The sequence below is a fragment of the Flavobacterium sp. PMTSA4 genome (genome assembly GCF_032098525.1).
GTDB classification, from domain to species: domain Bacteria; phylum Bacteroidota; class Bacteroidia; order Flavobacteriales; family Flavobacteriaceae; genus Flavobacterium; species Flavobacterium capsici.
In genome coordinates, this window is record NZ_CP134890.1 from 1,269,519 (window position 1) to 1,288,673 (window position 19,155).

The 19,155-nt window shown below is 31.9% G+C and carries 17 protein-coding genes; 12 read left to right on the plus strand and 5 right to left on the minus strand.

What is annotated here, in order from left to right:
- Positions 1-16: 16 nt before the first annotated feature.
- The 4 genes from RN605_RS05840 (at position 17) to RN605_RS05855 (ending at position 6,444) form a co-directional block, all read left to right on the plus strand.
- Positions 17-1,555, plus strand: a complete 1,539-nt coding sequence (locus RN605_RS05840; RefSeq protein ID WP_313323040.1) for a hypothetical protein — start codon at positions 17-19, stop codon at positions 1,553-1,555.
- 41 nt (positions 1,556-1,596) lie between these two features.
- On the plus strand, positions 1,597-2,232 hold the full coding sequence (locus tag RN605_RS05845; protein WP_313323042.1) for a DUF1579 domain-containing protein: 636 nt from the start codon (positions 1,597-1,599) through the stop codon (positions 2,230-2,232).
- 106 nt (positions 2,233-2,338) lie between these two features.
- Complete coding sequence (purL, locus tag RN605_RS05850) at positions 2,339-5,992, plus strand: phosphoribosylformylglycinamidine synthase (protein ID WP_313323044.1); 3,654 nt, start codon at positions 2,339-2,341, stop codon at positions 5,990-5,992.
- A gap of 11 nt (positions 5,993-6,003) precedes the next feature.
- The gene (locus RN605_RS05855; RefSeq protein ID WP_313323046.1) at positions 6,004-6,444 is read left to right on the plus strand and encodes a hypothetical protein; all 441 of its coding nucleotides are present in this window, start codon (positions 6,004-6,006) and stop codon (positions 6,442-6,444) included.
- Here RN605_RS05855 and RN605_RS05860 read toward each other — a convergent pair.
- A complete protein-coding gene (locus RN605_RS05860) occupies positions 6,378-6,812 on the minus strand; it encodes a DUF488 domain-containing protein (protein ID WP_313323047.1) in 435 nt (144 codons plus the stop codon). The two genes, RN605_RS05855 and RN605_RS05860, sit on opposite strands and share 67 nt — an antisense overlap.
- 64 nt (positions 6,813-6,876) lie before the next feature.
- Here RN605_RS05860 and RN605_RS05865 point away from each other — a divergent pair, with 64 nt between their 5' ends.
- The 8 genes from RN605_RS05865 to RN605_RS05900 all read left to right on the plus strand — a co-directional run bounded on the left by RN605_RS05865 (position 6,877) and on the right by RN605_RS05900 (position 14,448).
- Positions 6,877-8,016 carry a methionine aminotransferase gene (locus RN605_RS05865; protein WP_313356401.1) on the plus strand — a complete coding sequence of 380 codons (1,140 nt, stop codon included), beginning with the start codon at positions 6,877-6,879 and terminating at the stop codon, positions 8,014-8,016.
- A gap of 66 nt (positions 8,017-8,082) precedes the next feature.
- Positions 8,083-8,964 (plus strand): SDR family oxidoreductase, encoded by an 882-nt coding sequence (locus RN605_RS05870; protein WP_313323051.1) that lies wholly within the window; start codon positions 8,083-8,085, stop codon positions 8,962-8,964.
- Positions 8,965-9,086: 122 nt separating this feature from the next.
- Positions 9,087-9,854, plus strand: coding sequence for a ParA family protein (locus RN605_RS05875; protein WP_313323052.1), 768 nt, complete (start codon positions 9,087-9,089; stop codon positions 9,852-9,854).
- A 2-nt stretch (positions 9,855-9,856) separates the two neighbouring features.
- Positions 9,857-10,756, plus strand: a complete 900-nt coding sequence (locus RN605_RS05880; protein ID WP_313323054.1) for a ParB/RepB/Spo0J family partition protein — start codon at positions 9,857-9,859, stop codon at positions 10,754-10,756.
- Entirely contained in the window at positions 10,756-11,322 is a 567-nt protein-coding gene (locus RN605_RS05885) for a DUF5683 domain-containing protein (protein ID WP_313323055.1), read from the plus strand. Before RN605_RS05880 ends, RN605_RS05885 begins: the two co-directional genes overlap by 1 nt.
- Positions 11,323-12,048: a 4-hydroxy-tetrahydrodipicolinate reductase gene (gene dapB, locus RN605_RS05890; protein WP_313323057.1), complete on the plus strand. Its 726-nt coding sequence runs from the start codon at positions 11,323-11,325 to the stop codon at positions 12,046-12,048. It begins immediately after the preceding gene.
- Positions 12,049-12,082: 34 nt separating this feature from the next.
- Entirely contained in the window at positions 12,083-13,822 is a 1,740-nt protein-coding gene (lepB, locus tag RN605_RS05895) for a signal peptidase I (protein ID WP_313323059.1), read from the plus strand.
- An 11-nt stretch (positions 13,823-13,833) separates the two neighbouring features.
- Positions 13,834-14,448 carry a WbqC family protein gene (locus RN605_RS05900; RefSeq protein WP_313323061.1) on the plus strand — a complete coding sequence of 205 codons (615 nt, stop codon included), beginning with the start codon at positions 13,834-13,836 and terminating at the stop codon, positions 14,446-14,448.
- A gap of 1 nt (position 14,449) precedes the next feature.
- Here RN605_RS05900 and RN605_RS05905 read toward each other — a convergent pair whose 3' ends face one another.
- The 4 genes from RN605_RS05905 to mutL are packed head-to-tail and all read right to left on the minus strand — an operon-like array spanning position 14,450 to position 18,999.
- The gene (locus RN605_RS05905; protein ID WP_313323062.1) at positions 14,450-15,496 is read right to left on the minus strand and encodes an endonuclease/exonuclease/phosphatase family protein; all 1,047 of its coding nucleotides are present in this window, start codon (positions 15,494-15,496) and stop codon (positions 14,450-14,452) included.
- A gap of 6 nt (positions 15,497-15,502) precedes the next feature.
- A complete protein-coding gene (locus tag RN605_RS05910) occupies positions 15,503-16,366 on the minus strand; it encodes a rhomboid family intramembrane serine protease (protein ID WP_313323064.1) in 864 nt (287 codons plus the stop codon).
- A gap of 3 nt (positions 16,367-16,369) precedes the next feature.
- Entirely contained in the window at positions 16,370-17,125 is a 756-nt protein-coding gene (locus tag RN605_RS05915) for a rhomboid family intramembrane serine protease (RefSeq protein ID WP_394853507.1), read from the minus strand.
- Complete coding sequence (mutL, locus tag RN605_RS05920) at positions 17,125-18,999, minus strand: DNA mismatch repair endonuclease MutL (protein WP_313323068.1); 1,875 nt, start codon at positions 18,997-18,999, stop codon at positions 17,125-17,127. Before mutL ends, RN605_RS05915 begins: the two co-directional genes overlap by 1 nt.
- Positions 19,000-19,155 lie beyond the last annotated feature (156 nt).

Consider the following 19,155-nt stretch of genomic DNA (forward strand, 5'->3'; position numbering starts at 1 on the left):
AAATACAAAAAAACAAATGCGTAACCTTATTATTCTCCTTTTTATTGGCTTTGCCATTTCATTGAGTTCATGTCGACAAGATTTTGTTTTTGAACCAAGCACAGGCGACTTAACCTTCTCTAAAGATACGATTTATTTAGATACTGTATTCACTAATATTGGTTCAAGCACTTACACTCTAAAAGTATATAACAGGAGTAATAAAGACATTAAAATTCCTTTAATCAAGCTTGGTAAAGACGATTCTAAATACCGAATGACAGTTGACGGAATGACTGGCGAAAATAATAGAGTTTTCAGAGATGTTGAAATGCTTGCCAAAGACAGTATGTATATTTTTGTTGAAGTTACAGCTGATGTTGCAGATTCTAATCCAACAGATTTTTTGTATACCGACCAAATTCAATTTGACACAGGAAGTAATTTTCAAAAAGTTGAATTGGTAACTTTAATTCAAGATGCCTATTTTATTTACCCAAATAGAACTCAAAACCCTGATGAATCGTATACTTATGAAGAAATTAGTTTAGGTTTAGATGGCGATGGAAATCCGATAAACATCCGAGCAAGTATTCTTGACGAAAATGATCCTGTAAATGGAAATGAACTCATTTGGAATAATTCTAAACCCTATGTCGTCTATGGCTATGCTGTAGTTCCCGATGGAAAATCACTTCAAGTTCAACCTGGCGCAAGAATACATTTTCATGCCGATTCAGGACTTATTGTTGGAACTGGTGCTAGTTTGAAAATTAATGGCGAATTATCCAACACTGAAGCTTTAGAAAACGAAGTCATTTTTGAAGGTGACAGACTAGAACCGCTTTATTCTGATGTTCCTGGGCAATGGGGCACAATTTGGCTCACACAAGGAAGTACAGGAAATGAGATCAATTATGCAACTATAAAAAACGCAACAGTTGGTTTGCTTATTGATAGTAATGATGGGAATTTTATGACTATTAAAAACACCCAAATTTATGATTCTTCTAACCTTGGTATTTATGCAAAAACTGCAAAAATAAAAGGAGAAAATATTGTCATCAATACTGCTGGTGTAGCAACATTGGCTTGTACACTTGGCGGAAATTATGAGTTTAAACATTGTACTTTTAATAATAATTGGTCAAGTTCAAAACAAGTAGCTGTTCTATTGAATAATTACTATAAAGACGAAAATAATGCTGCAGTTCCATACGACTTAGTTCAAGCAGATTTTATCAATTGTATTATTTATGGTTCCAACACCTATGAACTAACGTTTGATCCAGCATCAACAAATCTATTCAATTACACGTTTACAAAATGTTTAATGAAATTTGGAAACAGCACAAATACCATTTATGCATCCATATTAAGCAATCCTGAAATTATCAGAAATGAAAGTCCAAAATTTCTAAACATTATTAAAAACAAATTAAATATTGGGGATGATTCTGCCGCTCGTGGAATTGGAATAGATGCTAATGTACCTAATGATATCTTAGGAATGCCACGAACTTCTCCTTATGATTTAGGAGCTTACAATTGGATAACATTTCCTGAAGAAAATTAATTTTTGTAACTTTATTGAATCAACCAATAAAATTTATAAAAATGAAATTTAAAAGTATAACACTAGCATTGGCTATAACATGTTTTATTTCTTGTAAAAAAGAAGAAACTAAAACCGAAACACCAAACACCGAAACACCAAAAGAAGAAGTAGCAGTTACAATTCCAGATTCTGCAACAATTGCAAAAGCTTGGCAAGACTATGCAACTCCCGGAGAACAACACAAAATGCTTGCAAAAGACAGTGGAGTTTGGGAAGAAGAAATGACTTTTTGGGAACATGCTGGAGCAGAACCATCAAAAATGACAATGACTGCTGAAAGTAAAATGATTTTTGATGGAAAGTATCAAGAAACTACACACAAAGGAGATTTTTATGAAATGCCTTTTGAAGGAAAAAGCACACTAGGATACAATAATGCTGAAGGAAAATTTATCTCTACATGGATAGATAATATGTCAACTGGAATATCTGTTTTGAAAGGAACTTATGACCCAACAACAAAAACCTATACTATGTCAGGAGAAGTCTTTGATCCAGTAACCAAAAAACTCAAAACATCTAAAGAAATAGTAACTATCATAGATGATAATACTCAAAAAATGGAAATGTATGATATAGGTTTTGATGGAAAAGAATTCAAGAACATGGAAATAATAATGAAAAGAAAAAAATAAGATTTAAAAGACCGAATATTTCGGTCTTTTTTATTTTGAATTGAGTTGCAAAATCCACCAAATTAAAATAAATTTGCACCTACAACAACACACTAATTAAAACACAATGATTCATTTCTTCGGAAACGAAAGTGCTACAGTTTTTGCCGTACAAACGCAAAACGAACTTTCAGCAGAAACTATCTCAAAATTAAACTGGCTTTTTGGCAACGCAAATAAAATAGAAAAATCCGTACTTACGGATTTTTTTGTTGGACCAAGAGCAACAATGATTACACCTTGGAGTACAAATGCTGTTGAAATTACCCAAAATATGGGAATCGAAGGCATCATTAGAATTGAAGAATTTTATAATGTTTCTGAAGATTTCGCAGATTTTGACCCAATGCTTTCACAAAAGTATTCTGAATTAAATCAAGAGATTTTTACCATTAATATTCAACCGGAACCAATCCTAGAAATTGATGATATTGCTGCTTATAATCAACAAGAAGGTTTAGCTTTAAGTGAGGAGGAAGTTGAATATTTAAACAATCTTTCCAAAAAATTAAACCGAAAACTAACCGACTCAGAAGTTTTTGGGTTTTCACAAGTAAATTCAGAGCATTGCCGTCATAAAATTTTCAATGGAACTTTTGTGATTGATGGTGTTGAACAAGAAACTTCTTTGTTCAAAATGATTAAAAAAACTTCGGCAGAAAATCCAAATGATATAGTTTCTGCTTATAAAGATAACGTCGCTTTTATTAAAGGTCCAATTGTAGAACAATTTGCTCCTAAAAGTGCTGACAAACCTGATTTTTATACTAAAACTAATTTTGAATCAGTACTTTCTCTAAAAGCCGAAACCCATAATTTTCCAACTACTGTTGAGCCATTCAATGGTGCAGCAACTGGTTCTGGAGGTGAAATTCGTGACCGTTTAGCTGGTGGACAAGGTTCATTGCCATTAGCAGGAACTGCGGTTTACATGACTGCCTATTCTCGTTTGAACAATAATCGTTTTTATGAAAATGGAATGGCTGAGCGCAAATGGTTGTACCAAACCCCAATGGATATTTTAATCAAAGCATCCAATGGTGCCTCTGATTTTGGAAATAAATTTGGACAACCACTAATTACTGGTTCTGTTTTAACTTTTGAACATGAGGAAGAAAATAGAAAATTAGGTTACGACAAAGTAATCATGCAAGCTGGCGGAATTGGTTACGGAAAAGCTTCACAAGCAAAAAAAAACAAACCAACTGCTGGCGATAAAATTGTGATTCTTGGTGGTGAAAATTATCGCATTGGAATGGGCGGAGCTGCTGTTTCATCTGCAGATACTGGTGCTTTTGGTTCAGGAATTGAATTAAATGCTATTCAACGTTCAAATCCTGAAATGCAAAAACGCGCAGCCAATGCCATTCGCGGTTTAGTGGAAAGTGAAACAAATCCAATCGTTTCTATTCATGATCATGGTGCAGGCGGACATTTAAATTGCCTTTCCGAATTGGTAGAAGAAACTGGAGGTTTAATCGATTTAGATAAACTTCCTGTTGGCGATCCAACGCTTTCTGCCAAAGAAATTATTGGAAACGAGTCACAAGAACGAATGGGATTAGTGATTGGTCAAAAAGATATCAATACACTAAAGCGAATTGCCGAAAGAGAACGTTCGCCAATGTATCAAGCTGGTGATGTAACTGATAATCATCGTTTTACTTTTGAATCGAAAACTACTGGTGCAAAACCTATGGATTTTAATTTAGAAGACATGTTTGGTAGTTCTCCAAAAACCATCATGACCGATAAAAAAGTAGATAGAAATTATACTGATATAAAGTATAACCAAGAAAATATTCCAGCATATGTTGAAGAATTATTGAAATTGGAAGCAGTTGCTTGTAAAGATTGGTTAACCAATAAAGTTGACCGTTGTGTTGGTGGAAAAGTAGCTAAACAACAATGTGTCGGACCATTACAATTGCCTTTGAACAATGTTGGCGTAATGGCTTTAGACTATAATGGAAAAGAAGGAATTGCAACATCAATAGGTCATTCACCTGTTTCGGCTTTGGTTAATCCATCTGCTGGAAGTAGAAATGCCATTGGTGAAGCGTTGTCAAATATTGTTTTTGCTCCATTAAAAGACAATTTAAAATCGGTTTCTTTATCAGCAAACTGGATGTGGGCTTGTAAAAATGAAGGCGAAGATGCTCGATTATACGAAGCGGTAAAAGCTTGTTCGGATTTTGCAATCGAATTAGGAATCAATATTCCGACGGGAAAAGATTCGCTGTCGATGAAGCAAAAATATCCAAATGATGAAGTTATTGCGCCTGGAACGGTCATTATTTCAGCTGCAGGAAATTGTTCCAATATCACTAAAGTTGTTGAACCTGTTTTACAAAAAAATGGCGGTTCTATCTATTACATCAATTTATCACAAGATGATTTTAAATTAGGTGGAAGTTCGTTTGCCCAAACACAAAACAAAATTGGCAATGATGTTCCAACTATTAAAAATGCTGACTTCTTTAAAAAAGCATTTAACACCATTCAAAATTTAATTAAAGAGCGACAAATAGTTGCCGGACACGATATTGGTTCTGGCGGATTAATTACTACTTTGTTAGAAATGTGTTTTGCTGATACTAATCTAGGTGCAAACATTTCTTTTGATTCATTTACTGAAAAAGATTTGGTTAAGATATTATTCTCTGAAAATATTGGTGTAGTGCTTCAAGCAAAAGACGATGCCACTTTTGAAAAAGCTTTTGAAAGTTTAGAGATTTTTAAAATTGGTTCTGTTCAAAACACTTCAACTTTGACCATTGAAAATTGGAATTTCGACATTGAAATTTACAGAAAGCTATGGTTCGAAACCTCTTTCCTACTTGACCAAAAACAAACTAAAAACAACAAAGCACAAGAACGTTTTGATAATCTCGGTAAACAAGCTTTACAGTATGTTTTCCCAAGTCATTTTTCTGGAAAAAATCCAGAATTAAATAGTTCAAAACCACGTCCTAAAGCGGCAATTATTCGTGAAAAAGGAAGTAATTCAGAGCGTGAAATGGCAAATGCTATGTATTTGGCTGGTTTTGATGTAAAGGATGTACACATGACCGATTTGATTTCTGGTCGCGAAACTCTGGAAGACATTCAATTTATTGGTGCTGTTGGTGGATTTTCTAATTCAGATGTTTTGGGTTCTGCAAAAGGTTGGGCTGGAGCTTTTAAATACAATCAAAAAGCAAATGATGCTTTAAAGAAATTCTTTGCTCGAAAAGATACTTTGTCAGTTGGAATTTGCAACGGCTGTCAGTTATTCATGGAATTAGAAGTTATTAATCCGGAGCACGAAGTTCATGGAAAAATGAAACATAACGATTCGCAAAAACACGAAAGTGGCTTTACTTCGGTAACTGTTCAAGAAAATAATTCTGTGATGTTATCTACTTTAGCTGGAACAACTTTGGGAGTTTGGATTTCACATGGGGAAGGAAAATTTAATTTACCTTTAGCAGAAGAAAACTATAACATAGTTTCTAAATATACTTTTGAAGGTTATCCTGCAAATCCAAATGGTTCTCATTACAACACAGCTATGCTCTGTGATAAAACTGGAAGACATTTGGTTATGATGCCACACATCGAACGTTCTACATTTCCATGGAATTGGGCACATTATCCAATAAATCGAAAAGATGAAGTGTCGCCGTGGATTGAGGCTTTTGTAAACGCAAGAATTTGGATTGACAAACAAAACTCATAAAATCAAATATCATGAACTTTAAAAAAATACTTAGTTCCTTTATAATTTGCTTTTCAGCAATTAGTTTCGCGCAAAATTCAATAACTGAAATTGAAACCGATAAAGGAATTCGATACATAACTACTGATATAGATTATCAAGTAACTGGAACGTATTCTTTTAAAGGAGCTGAACCAATTGTTGTTTTAAACAGTGATGGAACTGGAATTTATCAATTGCACGACCAACCTCAAAGAACAATGATTTGGGGAATGGAATGCAATAAAAATGGCGAGTTAAAGTTTGTAAAAGGTTTTGACAATGTAAAATACTTTTTGTTCTACAAATACAATTCAAGTTTAGATGCTGAAACCGAAGAAAAATGGAACAAAGTTGACTTTACCATTCATTTAAATTCTTTAAAAATGTTTATTAACGGAGAAAGAGCTAAAAACTTTACTCCTAAAGAATAAAAATTAGATTTTTTTTTTGAAACTTTTTCTTCAATAACTCTTTTAATTATTGGTAAATGACTTATCTTAATATTCTTTGCTGCAGTTAATAGAGTTATCATTTCTAAATTTTTAATTTCATTTATAAAATTATCTAATTCAGGGTTTGAAATTAGTTCAGTATAATATTTTTGTTCAAATTCTGAGTACTGATTTTCATTAGAATGATACCAAATTCGAAGCTCATTTGTTGGCGTAATTTCTTTTGCCCAAAGATTAATTTTAGCTTCTTCTTTTTTCACACCTCTTGGCCAAAGTCTATCCGCTAAGATTCTAAATCCATCAGTTTCAGAAAAGGGTTCGTATATTCTTTTTTCTAAAATTTCCATTACTCTATAAAATTAATAAGATTGTTTTAAATGAATACTATTAAGTTTTAGTAATTTTAAAAACATAAATAAAACTATGTCAAAACTTCCACATATTAACACAAGTATTTTCAGTGTCATGACACAAATGGCAATTGAATATAAAGCAATCAATTTAGCACAAGGATTTCCTAATTTTCCATTAGATGAACGTCTTACTTCTATCCTAGTCAAATTGTCGAACGAAAATATACATCAATATGCCCCAATGGCTGGAAACATTTCATTGTTAGAGAAAATTGCAACCCTTACTGCAACTTCGTACAGAAGGAAAGTAAACCCTAAAGATGAAATTTTAGTTTCTGCTGGCGCAACCGAAGGAATTTTTGCCACTATTCAAGCTTTAGTTCATCCAAATGAAGAAGTAATTATTCTTGATCCGAGTTATGATTGTTATGAAACTCCGATACTTTTATGCAACGCAAAACCTATTAGAATCAATTTAAAAAATGATTTTACACCTAATTGGGAATTAATTGGAAATACAATAAATCAAAATACTAAACTTATCATCATTAATAATCCACACAATCCATCAGGTAGAATTTGGAATGAAAATGATTTTATTCAATTGGAAAAATTGCTTGAACTTTATCCAAAATTATTAGTGCTTTCAGACGAAGTTTACGAATACATTACGTTTGAACAAAAACACATTTCTATTCATCATCGTCCAAAATTATGGAACCGAAGCATTAGTGTTTCATCGTTTGGAAAAACGTTCCATATCACTGGTTGGAAAATAGGTTATCTGATTGCTCCTATCCATTTAATGAATGAAATTAAAAAAGTACATCAATTTCTAGTTTTTAGTGTTAACAGTGTTGCTCAAGTTGCGCTTTCAGCTTATTTAGATATTGTTGATATTCCATCATTGGCAAGCTTTTACCAACAAAAAAGAGATTTTTTCAGAACACTTTTAGCTGATACAAAATTCAACCTTTTACCTTGTGAAGGCACTTATTTTCAAACTGTTTCTTATGCAACCATTAGCAATGAAAATGATATTGATTTTACTAAAAGATTAGTAAAAGAAATTGGTGTTGCAACCATTCCAATTTCAACATTTAATGCAGATGGAAAAGATAATCACTGTATTCGCTTTTGTTTTGCCAAAGATGACGAAACTCTAATACAAGCAGCAGAAAAGCTAAAGAAATTATAAATGTTTCAAATACTATGCATGCATAGGAATTATTTTTAGTATTTTTGATAAACTAAAACAAAAACTATGGATTTTTCAGCAAAAATGCTTCGTGATAATGCCTTGTCAGATAAAGTAATTGTTGTAACTGGTGGCGGAAGCGGACTTGGAAAAGCAATGACCAAATACTTTATGGAATTGGGTGCTAAAGTAGCCATTACATCTCGTGATTTAGAAAAATTAAAAAAAACAGCATCCGAATTAGAAGCCGAAACAAACGGAAAATGCTTGCCAGTTCAATGTGATGTTCGTCATTATGAACAAGTGGAAAATATGCTTGAAGAAGTTTTGAAAACCTATGGAAAGGTTGATGTATTGTTAAATAATGCTGCTGGAAACTTTATTTCTCCAACCGAAAGATTGTCAGCTAATGCATTTGACACCATTATTGATATTGTTTTAAAAGGTTCCAAAAACTGTACACTAGCGTTTGGGAAACATTGGATTGAAAAAAAACAAACGAATTGCAATGTTTTAAACATAGTAACCACTTATGCTTGGACAGGTTCAGGATATGTAGTTCCAAGCGCTACAGCAAAAGCTGGGGTTTTAGCAATGACTCGAAGTTTAGCTGTAGAATGGGCAAAATATGGTATAAGAATGAATGCCATTGCTCCAGGACCATTTCCTACGAAAGGTGCATGGGATAGATTATTGCCTGGCGATTTAGCCGACAAATTTGACATGTCTAAAAAAGTACCTTTAAGAAGAGTTGGTGATCATCAAGAATTAGCTAATTTAGCGGCATATTTAGTTTCTGATTTTTCAGCTTATGTTAACGGAGAAGTAATTACTATTGACGGAGGCGAATGGCTTCAAGGTGCGGGACAATTCAACATTCTGGAAAAAATTCCACAAGAAATGTGGGATATGTTAGAACAAATGATAAAAAATAAAGGAAGCAAATAGTTATAAATCATTTGAATTATCTAATTCATTCTTCTTTAAAACTTTACTAGAATGTTAACAAAATTACGTTGGTGAAGCCATAAATAATTGTATTTTTACGGCTCAAAATCTACTAAAAACAAATGGGTAAAATCATTGCTATCGCCAATCAGAAAGGTGGTGTTGGAAAGACAACGACTTCGGTCAATCTTGCAGCATCACTTGGAGTATTAGAAAAAAAAGTGTTGTTAATTGATGCTGATCCGCAGGCTAATGCGAGTTCAGGATTAGGTATAGATGTGGAAAGCGTTGAAATTGGAACCTATCAAATATTAGAACACAGCAACACTCCAAAAGAAGCAATAGTTGAAAGTTCTTCACCTAATGTATTTGTCATTCCTGCTCATATTGACTTGGTTGCTATCGAAATTGAATTAGTTGACAAAGAAAATCGTGAGTACATGCTTAAACAAGCATTGGAAGAAATCAAAAATGAGTATGACTATATTCTAATTGATTGTGCACCATCGCTTGGATTATTAACTTTAAATGCTTTAACAGCTGCCGATAGTGTTATCATTCCTATTCAATGTGAATATTTTGCATTAGAAGGTTTGGGTAAATTATTGAATACCATAAAAAGTGTTCAGAAAATTCATAATTCTGAATTAGATATTGAAGGTTTGTTATTAACGATGTTTGATTCTCGTTTACGATTATCCAACCAAGTAGTAGAAGAAGTTCAGAAGCATTTTAATGATATGGTTTTTAAAACCATCATTCAACGAAATGTAAAATTAAGTGAAGCTCCATCTTTTGGAGAAAGCATTATCAACTTTGATGCAACAAGTAAAGGCGCGAGTAATTATTTAAGTTTGGCGCACGAAATCATCAAAAAAAATAGTATTTAAAAATGGCAAAAGCGGTTCAGAAACAAGCATTAGGAAGAGGTTTATCTGCTTTATTAAAAGATCCTGAAAACGATATTAAATCGGTTAGCGATAAAAATGCTGACAAAGTTGTTGGTAATATAATTGAATTGGATATTGATGCAATTGAAATCAATCCTTTTCAACCTAGAACAAACTTTAACGAAGAATCCATACAAGAATTAGCAAGTTCAATTAAAGAACTTGGAGTTATTCAACCTATTACGGTTAGAAAGTTGGATTTCAATAAATACCAATTAATCTCTGGAGAACGTCGTTTGCGTGCTTCAAAAGTGGTTGGATTAACTACAATTCCTGCTTACATCAGAATTGCGAACGACAATGAATCGTTGGTTATGGCGTTAGTTGAAAATATTCAACGTCATGATTTAGACCCAATTGAAATTGCGCTTTCATACCAAAGATTAATTGATGAAATTCAGTTAACACAAGAACAAATGAGTGAACGCGTTGGAAAAAAACGTTCAACAATAGCTAATTATTTACGTCTTTTGAAACTTGACCCAATTATCCAAACAGGAATTCGTGATGGTTTTATTTCAATGGGACATGGACGTGCTTTGATTAACATTGAAGACTTAGATGTTCAATCGGATATTTATCATAAAATTGTTCTTGAAAATCTATCGGTTCGTGAAACAGAAGCTTTAGTAAAAAACCATCAAGAAAGTATAAAACCAGCGATATCAAAAGCTAAAAAGACATCAAATTTTTCTATTGACGAAAGCAAAAAGAAAGCAATTTCAAATTTCTTTGGCACCAAAATAGATGTAAAAGTAGCTGGAAATGGTAAAGGAAAAATAACTATTCCGTTTCATTCTGAAGAAGATTTGAACCGTATCATCAAATTGCTAAAAAAGTAGTGAATAAGTTTTTCTACATACTTATCTTTTCTTTCTTGGTTGGAAGTCAATCCTTTTTTGCTCAGCAAACTATTGGTGAAACTATTATTGCAAAAGACTCTGTTAAAACATCCAAAACTGTTGTTTACGATCCCTTGCGACCATCAAAAGCAGCTTTTTATTCAGCAATTGTACCTGGTTTAGGTCAAGCATACAACAAAAGATATTGGAAAATACCAATTGTTTATGGAGCAATTGGAACAAGCCTTTATTTTTATCTTGACAATAATAAAAAATATCATCGATATCGCGATGCTTATAAATTAAGACTACAAGGTTTACCTGATCAATTCGATTATTTAGATGATGACCGATTAATCAGAGCACAACGATTTTACCAAAGAAACAGAGATTTATCTTTATTAATTACTGCTGCATTTTATGTTTTAAACATCGTTGACGCTAATGTTGACGCACATTTAATTCAATTTAATGTTAGTGATAAACTCACAATACTTCCTGATTTACAACAAAATGATATTACAGCACGACCAAACCTTGGGTTGTCTTTAAACTTTAAATTTTAGATGAAAATAGCACTTCTTGGATATGGAAAAATGGGACACGTAATTGAACGAATTGCTCTAGAACGTGGTCATGAAATTGTATTAAAAAAAACAAGTTCTACCACTTTTGAAGGTATCCAAAATGCAGATGTTGCTATTGACTTCAGTGTTCCAAGTGTTGCAGTTGAAAATATATCAACATCCATAAACAATGGAATTCCAATTGTTTCTGGAACGACAGGTTGGCTAGAAAACTATCATGAAATGGTTGAATTATGCAACCAAAAAAATGCTGCTTTTCTTTATGGTTCTAACTTTAGTTTAGGTGTAAATTTATTTTTTGAATTAAATGACTATTTAGCCAAAATGATGTCAAAATTTAAAGAATATAATGTTTCAATGGAAGAAATTCATCATACCCAAAAACTTGATAAACCAAGTGGAACAGCTATTACATTAGCAAATTCAATAATCAATCATACAGATAAAAATAATTGGGCAATAGAAAACCCAACACCTACTGACGTTTTTATTGATGTAAAAAGAATAGAAAATGTTCCAGGAACGCATTCAGTACTTTACACTTCAGAAGTAGATTATATCAAGATTGAACACGTTGCCCATAATCGTGAAGGATTTGCTCTTGGTTCTGTAATTGCAGCAGAATGGATTATTGGTAAAAAAGGTGTTTTTTCGATGAAAGACGTTTTAGATTTAAAATATTGTAACAAAATAACTAAGATTTAAACTTATACTCAAATAAACTTTTAAACTCATTATCATGTCAATATATCAATGGTTTGTATTTTTCCTTTTTGTGCAATTAATTCACGGATTAGGAACTTGGAAATTGTATCAAAAAGCAGGAAAAAAACCAATTGAAGCATTCATTCCAATATACAATTCAATTATTTTAATGAAAATAATAAATCGCCCAACTTGGTGGACATTATTATTATTCGTTCCGATTATTAATTTGATAATGATTCCTGTAGTTTGGGTTGAAACACTAAGAAGCTTCGGGAAAAATTCAACATTAGATACTTGGTTGGCTCTTTTCACTTTTGGATTTTATATCTATTATGTAAATTATACTCAAGATGTAAAGCATATTGCCGATAGAAGCCTTACTTCTCCAACAAAAGTTGGCGACACCATAAGTTCATTAGTGTTTGCAATAGTTGTTGCTACTTTGGTACATACTTATGTAATGCAACCATTTACAATTCCATCATCATCTTTAGAAAAAACACTTTTAATTGGTGATTTTCTTTTTGTGAGCAAATTCCATTATGGAGCGCGACCACCAATGACAGCAGTTGCAGCACCAATGGTTCACGATACATTGCCTATAATTCACGTTAAATCGTATTTATACGATGATAAAAATCCGAATTCTTGGAAAAATAAATTGCAATTTCCTTATTTCCGTTTCCCTGGTTTTCAAGACATCAAAAACAATGATATAGTTGTTTTTAATTGGCCTAGAGATACATTATTCCACATGTATAAAAATGCTGATAGAAGATATGACAAGCCAATTGATAAAAAAACAAACTATGTAAAACGTTGCGTTGGTATTCCCGGTGATTCGTTGCAAATTAAAGATGGGATTGTTTTTATCAACGGGAAAGAACTCGTTTTACCAGAAAGAGCAAAACCTCAATACTTTCACATCATTAATACTAAAGAATCAATTAGTGAAAGTTTCAAACAAGATTATGAAATTACTGAAGGAATGCCATTGTTTGAAATACAAAACTCAATTTGGGATAGACAAGATGTAAAAGATTATTTTGTTAAAAATGATGTCAATATAGAAGAATTTGCAAGAGATTCAGTTTCTACAATTTTTACAGGAAATATTACTCAGGATATTTACACTAGACTGAGTTTAAAACAATCTGACCATTATTTCTTTGGCAATCTGACTTTTGAAAAAGCTGAAAAAATGAAAGCTGATTCTAGAGTTACTTCTGTGAAAAGATACATTAAAAAAGGTCCTGAAGATGGTATTTTTCCAGATTTTAAAGACGGAAAACCATCAGTAACTAATAATTGGAGCGGAGATAATTTTGGACCAATTTATATTCCTAAAGAAGGTGTAGCTGTAGCATTAAACAGAAAAACGTTGCCATTTTATAAAATCATTATTAGCGAATATGAAAAAAATGATTTAAAAGTAGTTGGCGATGATATTTATGTAAATGGAGAAAAAGCAACAACTTATACTTTTAAGCAAAACTACTATTGGATGATGGGAGACAATCGTCATAACTCATTAGACGCAAGATATTTTGGTTATACTCCAGAAGACCACATTGTTGGAAAACCAGTATTTTTATGGATGAGTTGGGATTCAAACGGAAAAGGTTTAAATAAAATCCGTTGGGAAAGATTATTTACCACTGTAAGTGGTGAAGGTCAACCCCAATCTTATTTTAAATATTTCTTAGGTTTATTAGCTTTATATTTTGTTGGAGAATACTTCTGGAAAAAAAGAAAAGCATCTAAAGAGTAATTTCTAGTTTAATGAACAATATCATCATTCATCCTAGTTATTTCCCATCAATTAGTCATTTTATTGCAATGGCAAAAGCGGATGTGGTAACTTTTGAAATGGATGATAATTTTCAAAAACAAACCAATAGAAACCGAATGTACATTTATAGTCCGAATGGCATTCAGTTATTGAACATTCCTGTTAAGCATAACAAAATAGGTCATCAAAAAACAAAAGATGTTCGTATAGAAAATGATTTTGATTGGCAAAAGCAACATTTCAAATCATTGGAAGCTGCTTACAGAAGTTCGCCCTTTTTCGAATATTTTGAAGATGCTATTCTACCTATTTTTGAAAAAAAACAATCTTTCTTGATGGATTTAAATCTTCAAACGATGGAAATTGTTTCTAGTTGTTTGAAATTTGAATTCGATTATGATGAAACCACCGAATATTTTCACGAATTAACCGATAAAATAGATTTTCGTGGTTTAATTAACGGTAAAAAAGATCAAACTGTTCTTGGACCTTACACACAGGTTTTTGAAGAAAAACACGGTTTCATCAATAATTTAAGCATACTCGATTTGTTGTTCAACGAAGGAAGATATTCTTTGGATTATTTGAAAAATCAAAAAATATAATTTATTCAAAAGCCAATCGTGTCATGATTGGAAAGTGGTCTGACTTTTCAAACTTATTAAAACTTTTAAAGTTCTTTACTTTAATCCTTTTATCGGTAAAAATATAATCAATTCGGGCAGGATAGTATTTGAAATTATAGGTTTGACCAAAACCTTTTCCTGCTTCTTCAAAGCAATCATTCAAATCTCCTTTAATATTTCGATAGATGTATGAAAACGCGCTATTATTCATATCGCCACAAATAATCAACGGATAATTGCACTCTTTTTTATGGTTCACAAAAATCTCCATCTGAAATTCTTGTCGTTTAAAAGCATCTCTAATGCGTCCGAAAACCATTTGCGATTTCTTTTTGTCAATGGTTTCAACATTGTTAGAAATCTCATTGACATCTGGCGAAATTTTTATCGATTGCAAATGCATATTATATACACGCAAAGTGTCTTTTCCTTTCTTTATATCGGCATAAATGATATTGTTGCCGTCTTGCAGCAAATGTAAATTACCTTGATTAAATATTGGAAATTTCGAGAAAATTGCTTGACCTGTTTTGATTTTATCACCTTCAATAAAAACGGCTTTGTATTTATAAACTCTCAAGTCAATTTTTGCGTTTTCTGAATATTCTTGAATGCAAATAATGTCTGGATTTTTTTCGTTTATGAATGAAAGTATATCATTCCCCACATTTTTATCATCAATCCATTCAAAAAGATTAAACAACCGAACATTATAACTCATTACCGTGAAATCTTTTTCAACTTTGGGCAAATCGGTTGAAGAGAATTTATAAAACTTATTGATAAATGTTATTCCTAACAACAATATTATTCCAGAAAAAATTAGTTGCCTTTTAAGTTGTAACAACCAATAAAGAAAAAATAATCCGTTAAGGATTAAAAATAAAGGCAAAATCAAAGTTAATACAGAAAGTAAAGGAAAAGCTTTGGGTGCTAAAAAAGGTAAAAAATAAGCAACAATAGTCAATACTATCAAAATAATATTGAATCCATAGATTATTTTATTGAACCATGAAAGTTTTTTCACTTAGCTTTATTTACCCGATTTAAACAGAAATTCTTTCTCTTCTTTAGTTAGACTATCATAACCCGATTGACTGATTTTATCTAATATTTCGTCAATCTGTTGTTGGGTTTTGTCTTTCATAACTATTTTACTTTCTCTTTTTGGGGCATTCCTTTTAGATGAAACGTGAACTTTCTTGAAAGGAGTTTTTTGCTTTCTGTCAAATATAGAATAAAAAAAGTTAATCACGTTATTAACAATTTTACTTAAATCGGTTCCGTTTAGCAATAATTTTATATAAATAAATCCAAAAAAAGCACCACTTAAATGTGCAATATGACCGCCAGTATTATTCAGTTGAATTTGCATTAAATCGATAAGAAGAAGTACAGCTGTGATGTGCCATAATTTGACATTACCTATAAGCATCAATCTGATTTCCATTAAAGGTTGATAAGTTGTTGTTGCCACTAATAATGCCATTATAGCAGCAGATGCACCAACCATTGTGGAAGATTTCCCTAGAAAATAAAAACTCAACAAAAAGGCCAATCCAGCAAAAATAGCACTGAGAAAATATAGTCCAAGGTATTGTTTTTGAGTAAAAAAAGTTAAAAACAATCGACTACTAAAGTTCAAAACCATCATATTGAAAAACAAATGCAAGAATCCATTATGAAAAAAAGCATATGTCAATATTGTCCACGGCTTTATAAAAACAACTTTTGGTTGTGAAGAAATAGCTAACCAGTTTGGATAATCAAAAAAACCTAATTTGAATTGGTAGAAAAAAATAATTGACAACAGAAATAAACCAACATTCCAATAAATCATTTTATTGGTAATGCCACCTATTTTGTACTGCAATTTTAAATCATCAATTATACTCATAATCTAATCCCAACGGTTTTTATTAAATTGATTTTTTTTCCAAAACCACATCATAATAAAACCAGTTATTGCACCGCCAATATGAGCAAAATGTGCAACTCCAGTTCCACCACTTCCAAAAAGTGAATTTCCTTTTAGTCCTAAAAATAAATCCAAGGCAATTAATCCTGGAACAAAATATTTGGCTTTAATTGGCACTGGAATAAAAAGCATCATCAACTCAGCATTAGGAAACATGAATGCAAAAGCCGTTAACAATCCATAAATTGCTCCAGAAGCTCCAAGTGATGGAATATTGTATGAAGCATAAAGTTGTTCCAATTTAGACAACGGCACTACATTTAAAATTTCTTGATTATATTTTCCTTCCCTAGAAATTATACCTATAACTTGATCTGAAATTCCTGCTTCTTTTAATGAATTTACAACAGAATTATATTCATAATATGAAAATCCTAAATGCAACAACGCTGCGCCAAGTCCACACGAAATGTAAAAGAATAAGAACTTTTTGGTTCCCCAAAAATGCTCTAATGGCGAACCAAACATAATTAATCCAAACATATTGAAAACAATATGCATTAAATTTGGCATTGGTGCATGCATAAACATACTTGTTATTGGTTGCCAAAATCGGAACAAATCATTTTCTGGATAATACAACGAAAACAAAGGATACGCTAAATCTACAAATTGCGAACCGATGTAAAATATAATATTGATGATTAATAACTGCTTAACAGTTTCTGTCATGCGCATCATAGGGTAAATTTTTTATCTAAATCTTCCACACTCATTGTGATGAAAGTTGGTTTTTGAAATGGAGAAACATTAGGTTCTTTGCAAGCAAAAAGATTGTTAACCAAACTTTCTTGCTCTTTTTCTGTTAAATAAGTTCCAGTTTTAACTGCTAAACATTTTGCCATCGATTGTGCAATACTGTCATTCTGTGAAAAACTATCATTGCCTACTCCATTTTGAAAATCATTTAATAAATCATCAAAAATGATGGAAATTTGACTTTCTGTAATAGTAACAGGCAATCCAGAAACAATGATACTATCATTTTGAATAGCATCAAAAATAAAACCTAAATTTTCAAGTGATGATTGAATTTCTTTAATCAATTCAACTTCATTAACAGAAAAAAACAACTCCAAAGGAAATAATAATCGTTGACTTGATGCTTGATGAACTGTCATGTTTGAAAGAAATTCTTCGTACAAAACTCGCTCGTGTGCACGCTTTTGATTGATAATAACAATCCCTGATTTTATTGGAGAAACGATATATTTTTTATGAATTTGATACGTACGTTTTGTTTCTTGTTCTGTATCTGTTTCCTCAAACAAAGAAGAAGAAACTGCTTCATTCTCAAAAGTAATTTCAGAATGATTAGTATTAATTTCGTCTAATCCAACATACAAACTTTCCCAACTTGGTTGAAAATCTGGTTTTTTAAAACTAAAGTTTGAAGTTGTGCTTTTCTGCTTTTGCTTAGCCGATTCGCTATTGTTCGAGCCATCAGAAAAAGGATTGTAATTTCTATCAACTTGAATCGTTGGATATTCTGCCTCTTTTTGTTGATACTGATACGGTGTATCCAAATTTGGATCACGATCAAAATCAAGTACTGGCGCTACGTTAAATTGTCCTAAACTGTGCTTAACAGCCGAGCGCAAAATAGCATATAAAGCATGTTCATCATCAAACTTAATTTCAGTTTTTGTTGGATGAATATTAATATCAATAGTATTTGGCGGAACATTTAAGTATAAAAAATAACTTGGTTGTGCTCCATCCTTTAAAAGTCCTTCATAAGCAGCCATAATAGCGTGATGCAAATAACCACTTTTTATAAATCTATCGTTAACAAAAAAGAACTGTTCTCCACGATTCTTTTTGGCAAACTCAGGCTTACCAATAAAACCCTGTATATGAACTATTTCCGTTTCTTCTTTTACAGGCACCAATTTTTCATTCATTTTACCTGCAAAAACATTCACAATTCGTTGTCTGAAGTTAGAATTAGGCAAATTGAAAACCTCACTCCCATTGTGATACATAGTAAAATAAATATTCGGATGTGCTAAAGCAACACGCTGAAATTCATCAATTATATGACGTAATTCAACTGTTTCCGATTTTAAAAAATTACGTCGTGCTGGAATATTAAAAAACAAATTCTTTACCGAAAAAGAAGTTCCTTTAGGTAAAACTGCTGGTTCTTGAGAAATAAATTTGCTGCCTTCAATAACAATATGAGTTCCAAGTTCTTCCTGTTCTTGCTTGGTTTTTTGTTCAACATGAGCAATTGCTGCAATTGAAGCCAATGCTTCACCACGAAAACCTTTGGTATGAAGAGAAAACAAATCTTCGGCATGACGAATTTTAGAAGTGGCATGTCGCTCAAAACACAAACGGGCATCGGTTACACTCATTCCAATTCCGTTATCAATAACTTGAACTAATGATTTACCTGCGTCTTTTATAATTAATTTTATGTCGGTTGCTTTTGCATCAACCGCATTTTCAAGTAATTCTTTTACTACCGAAGCTGGTCTTTGAACCACTTCACCAGCAGCAATCTGGTTAGCAACATGATCAGGAAGTAATTGAATTATGCTTGACATTTAATTAAAAGTAACTTGTTTAGTGGTGTAATATTAGAGATTTTTAGAAAAAATCAACGATAGCAAAATTAAGGAAAAACAATGGTTTATTTTAGTTAATCCTTTACTAAAAAAAAAACCTACTTCCAAAAGAAATAGGTTTTTGATAGTATATTA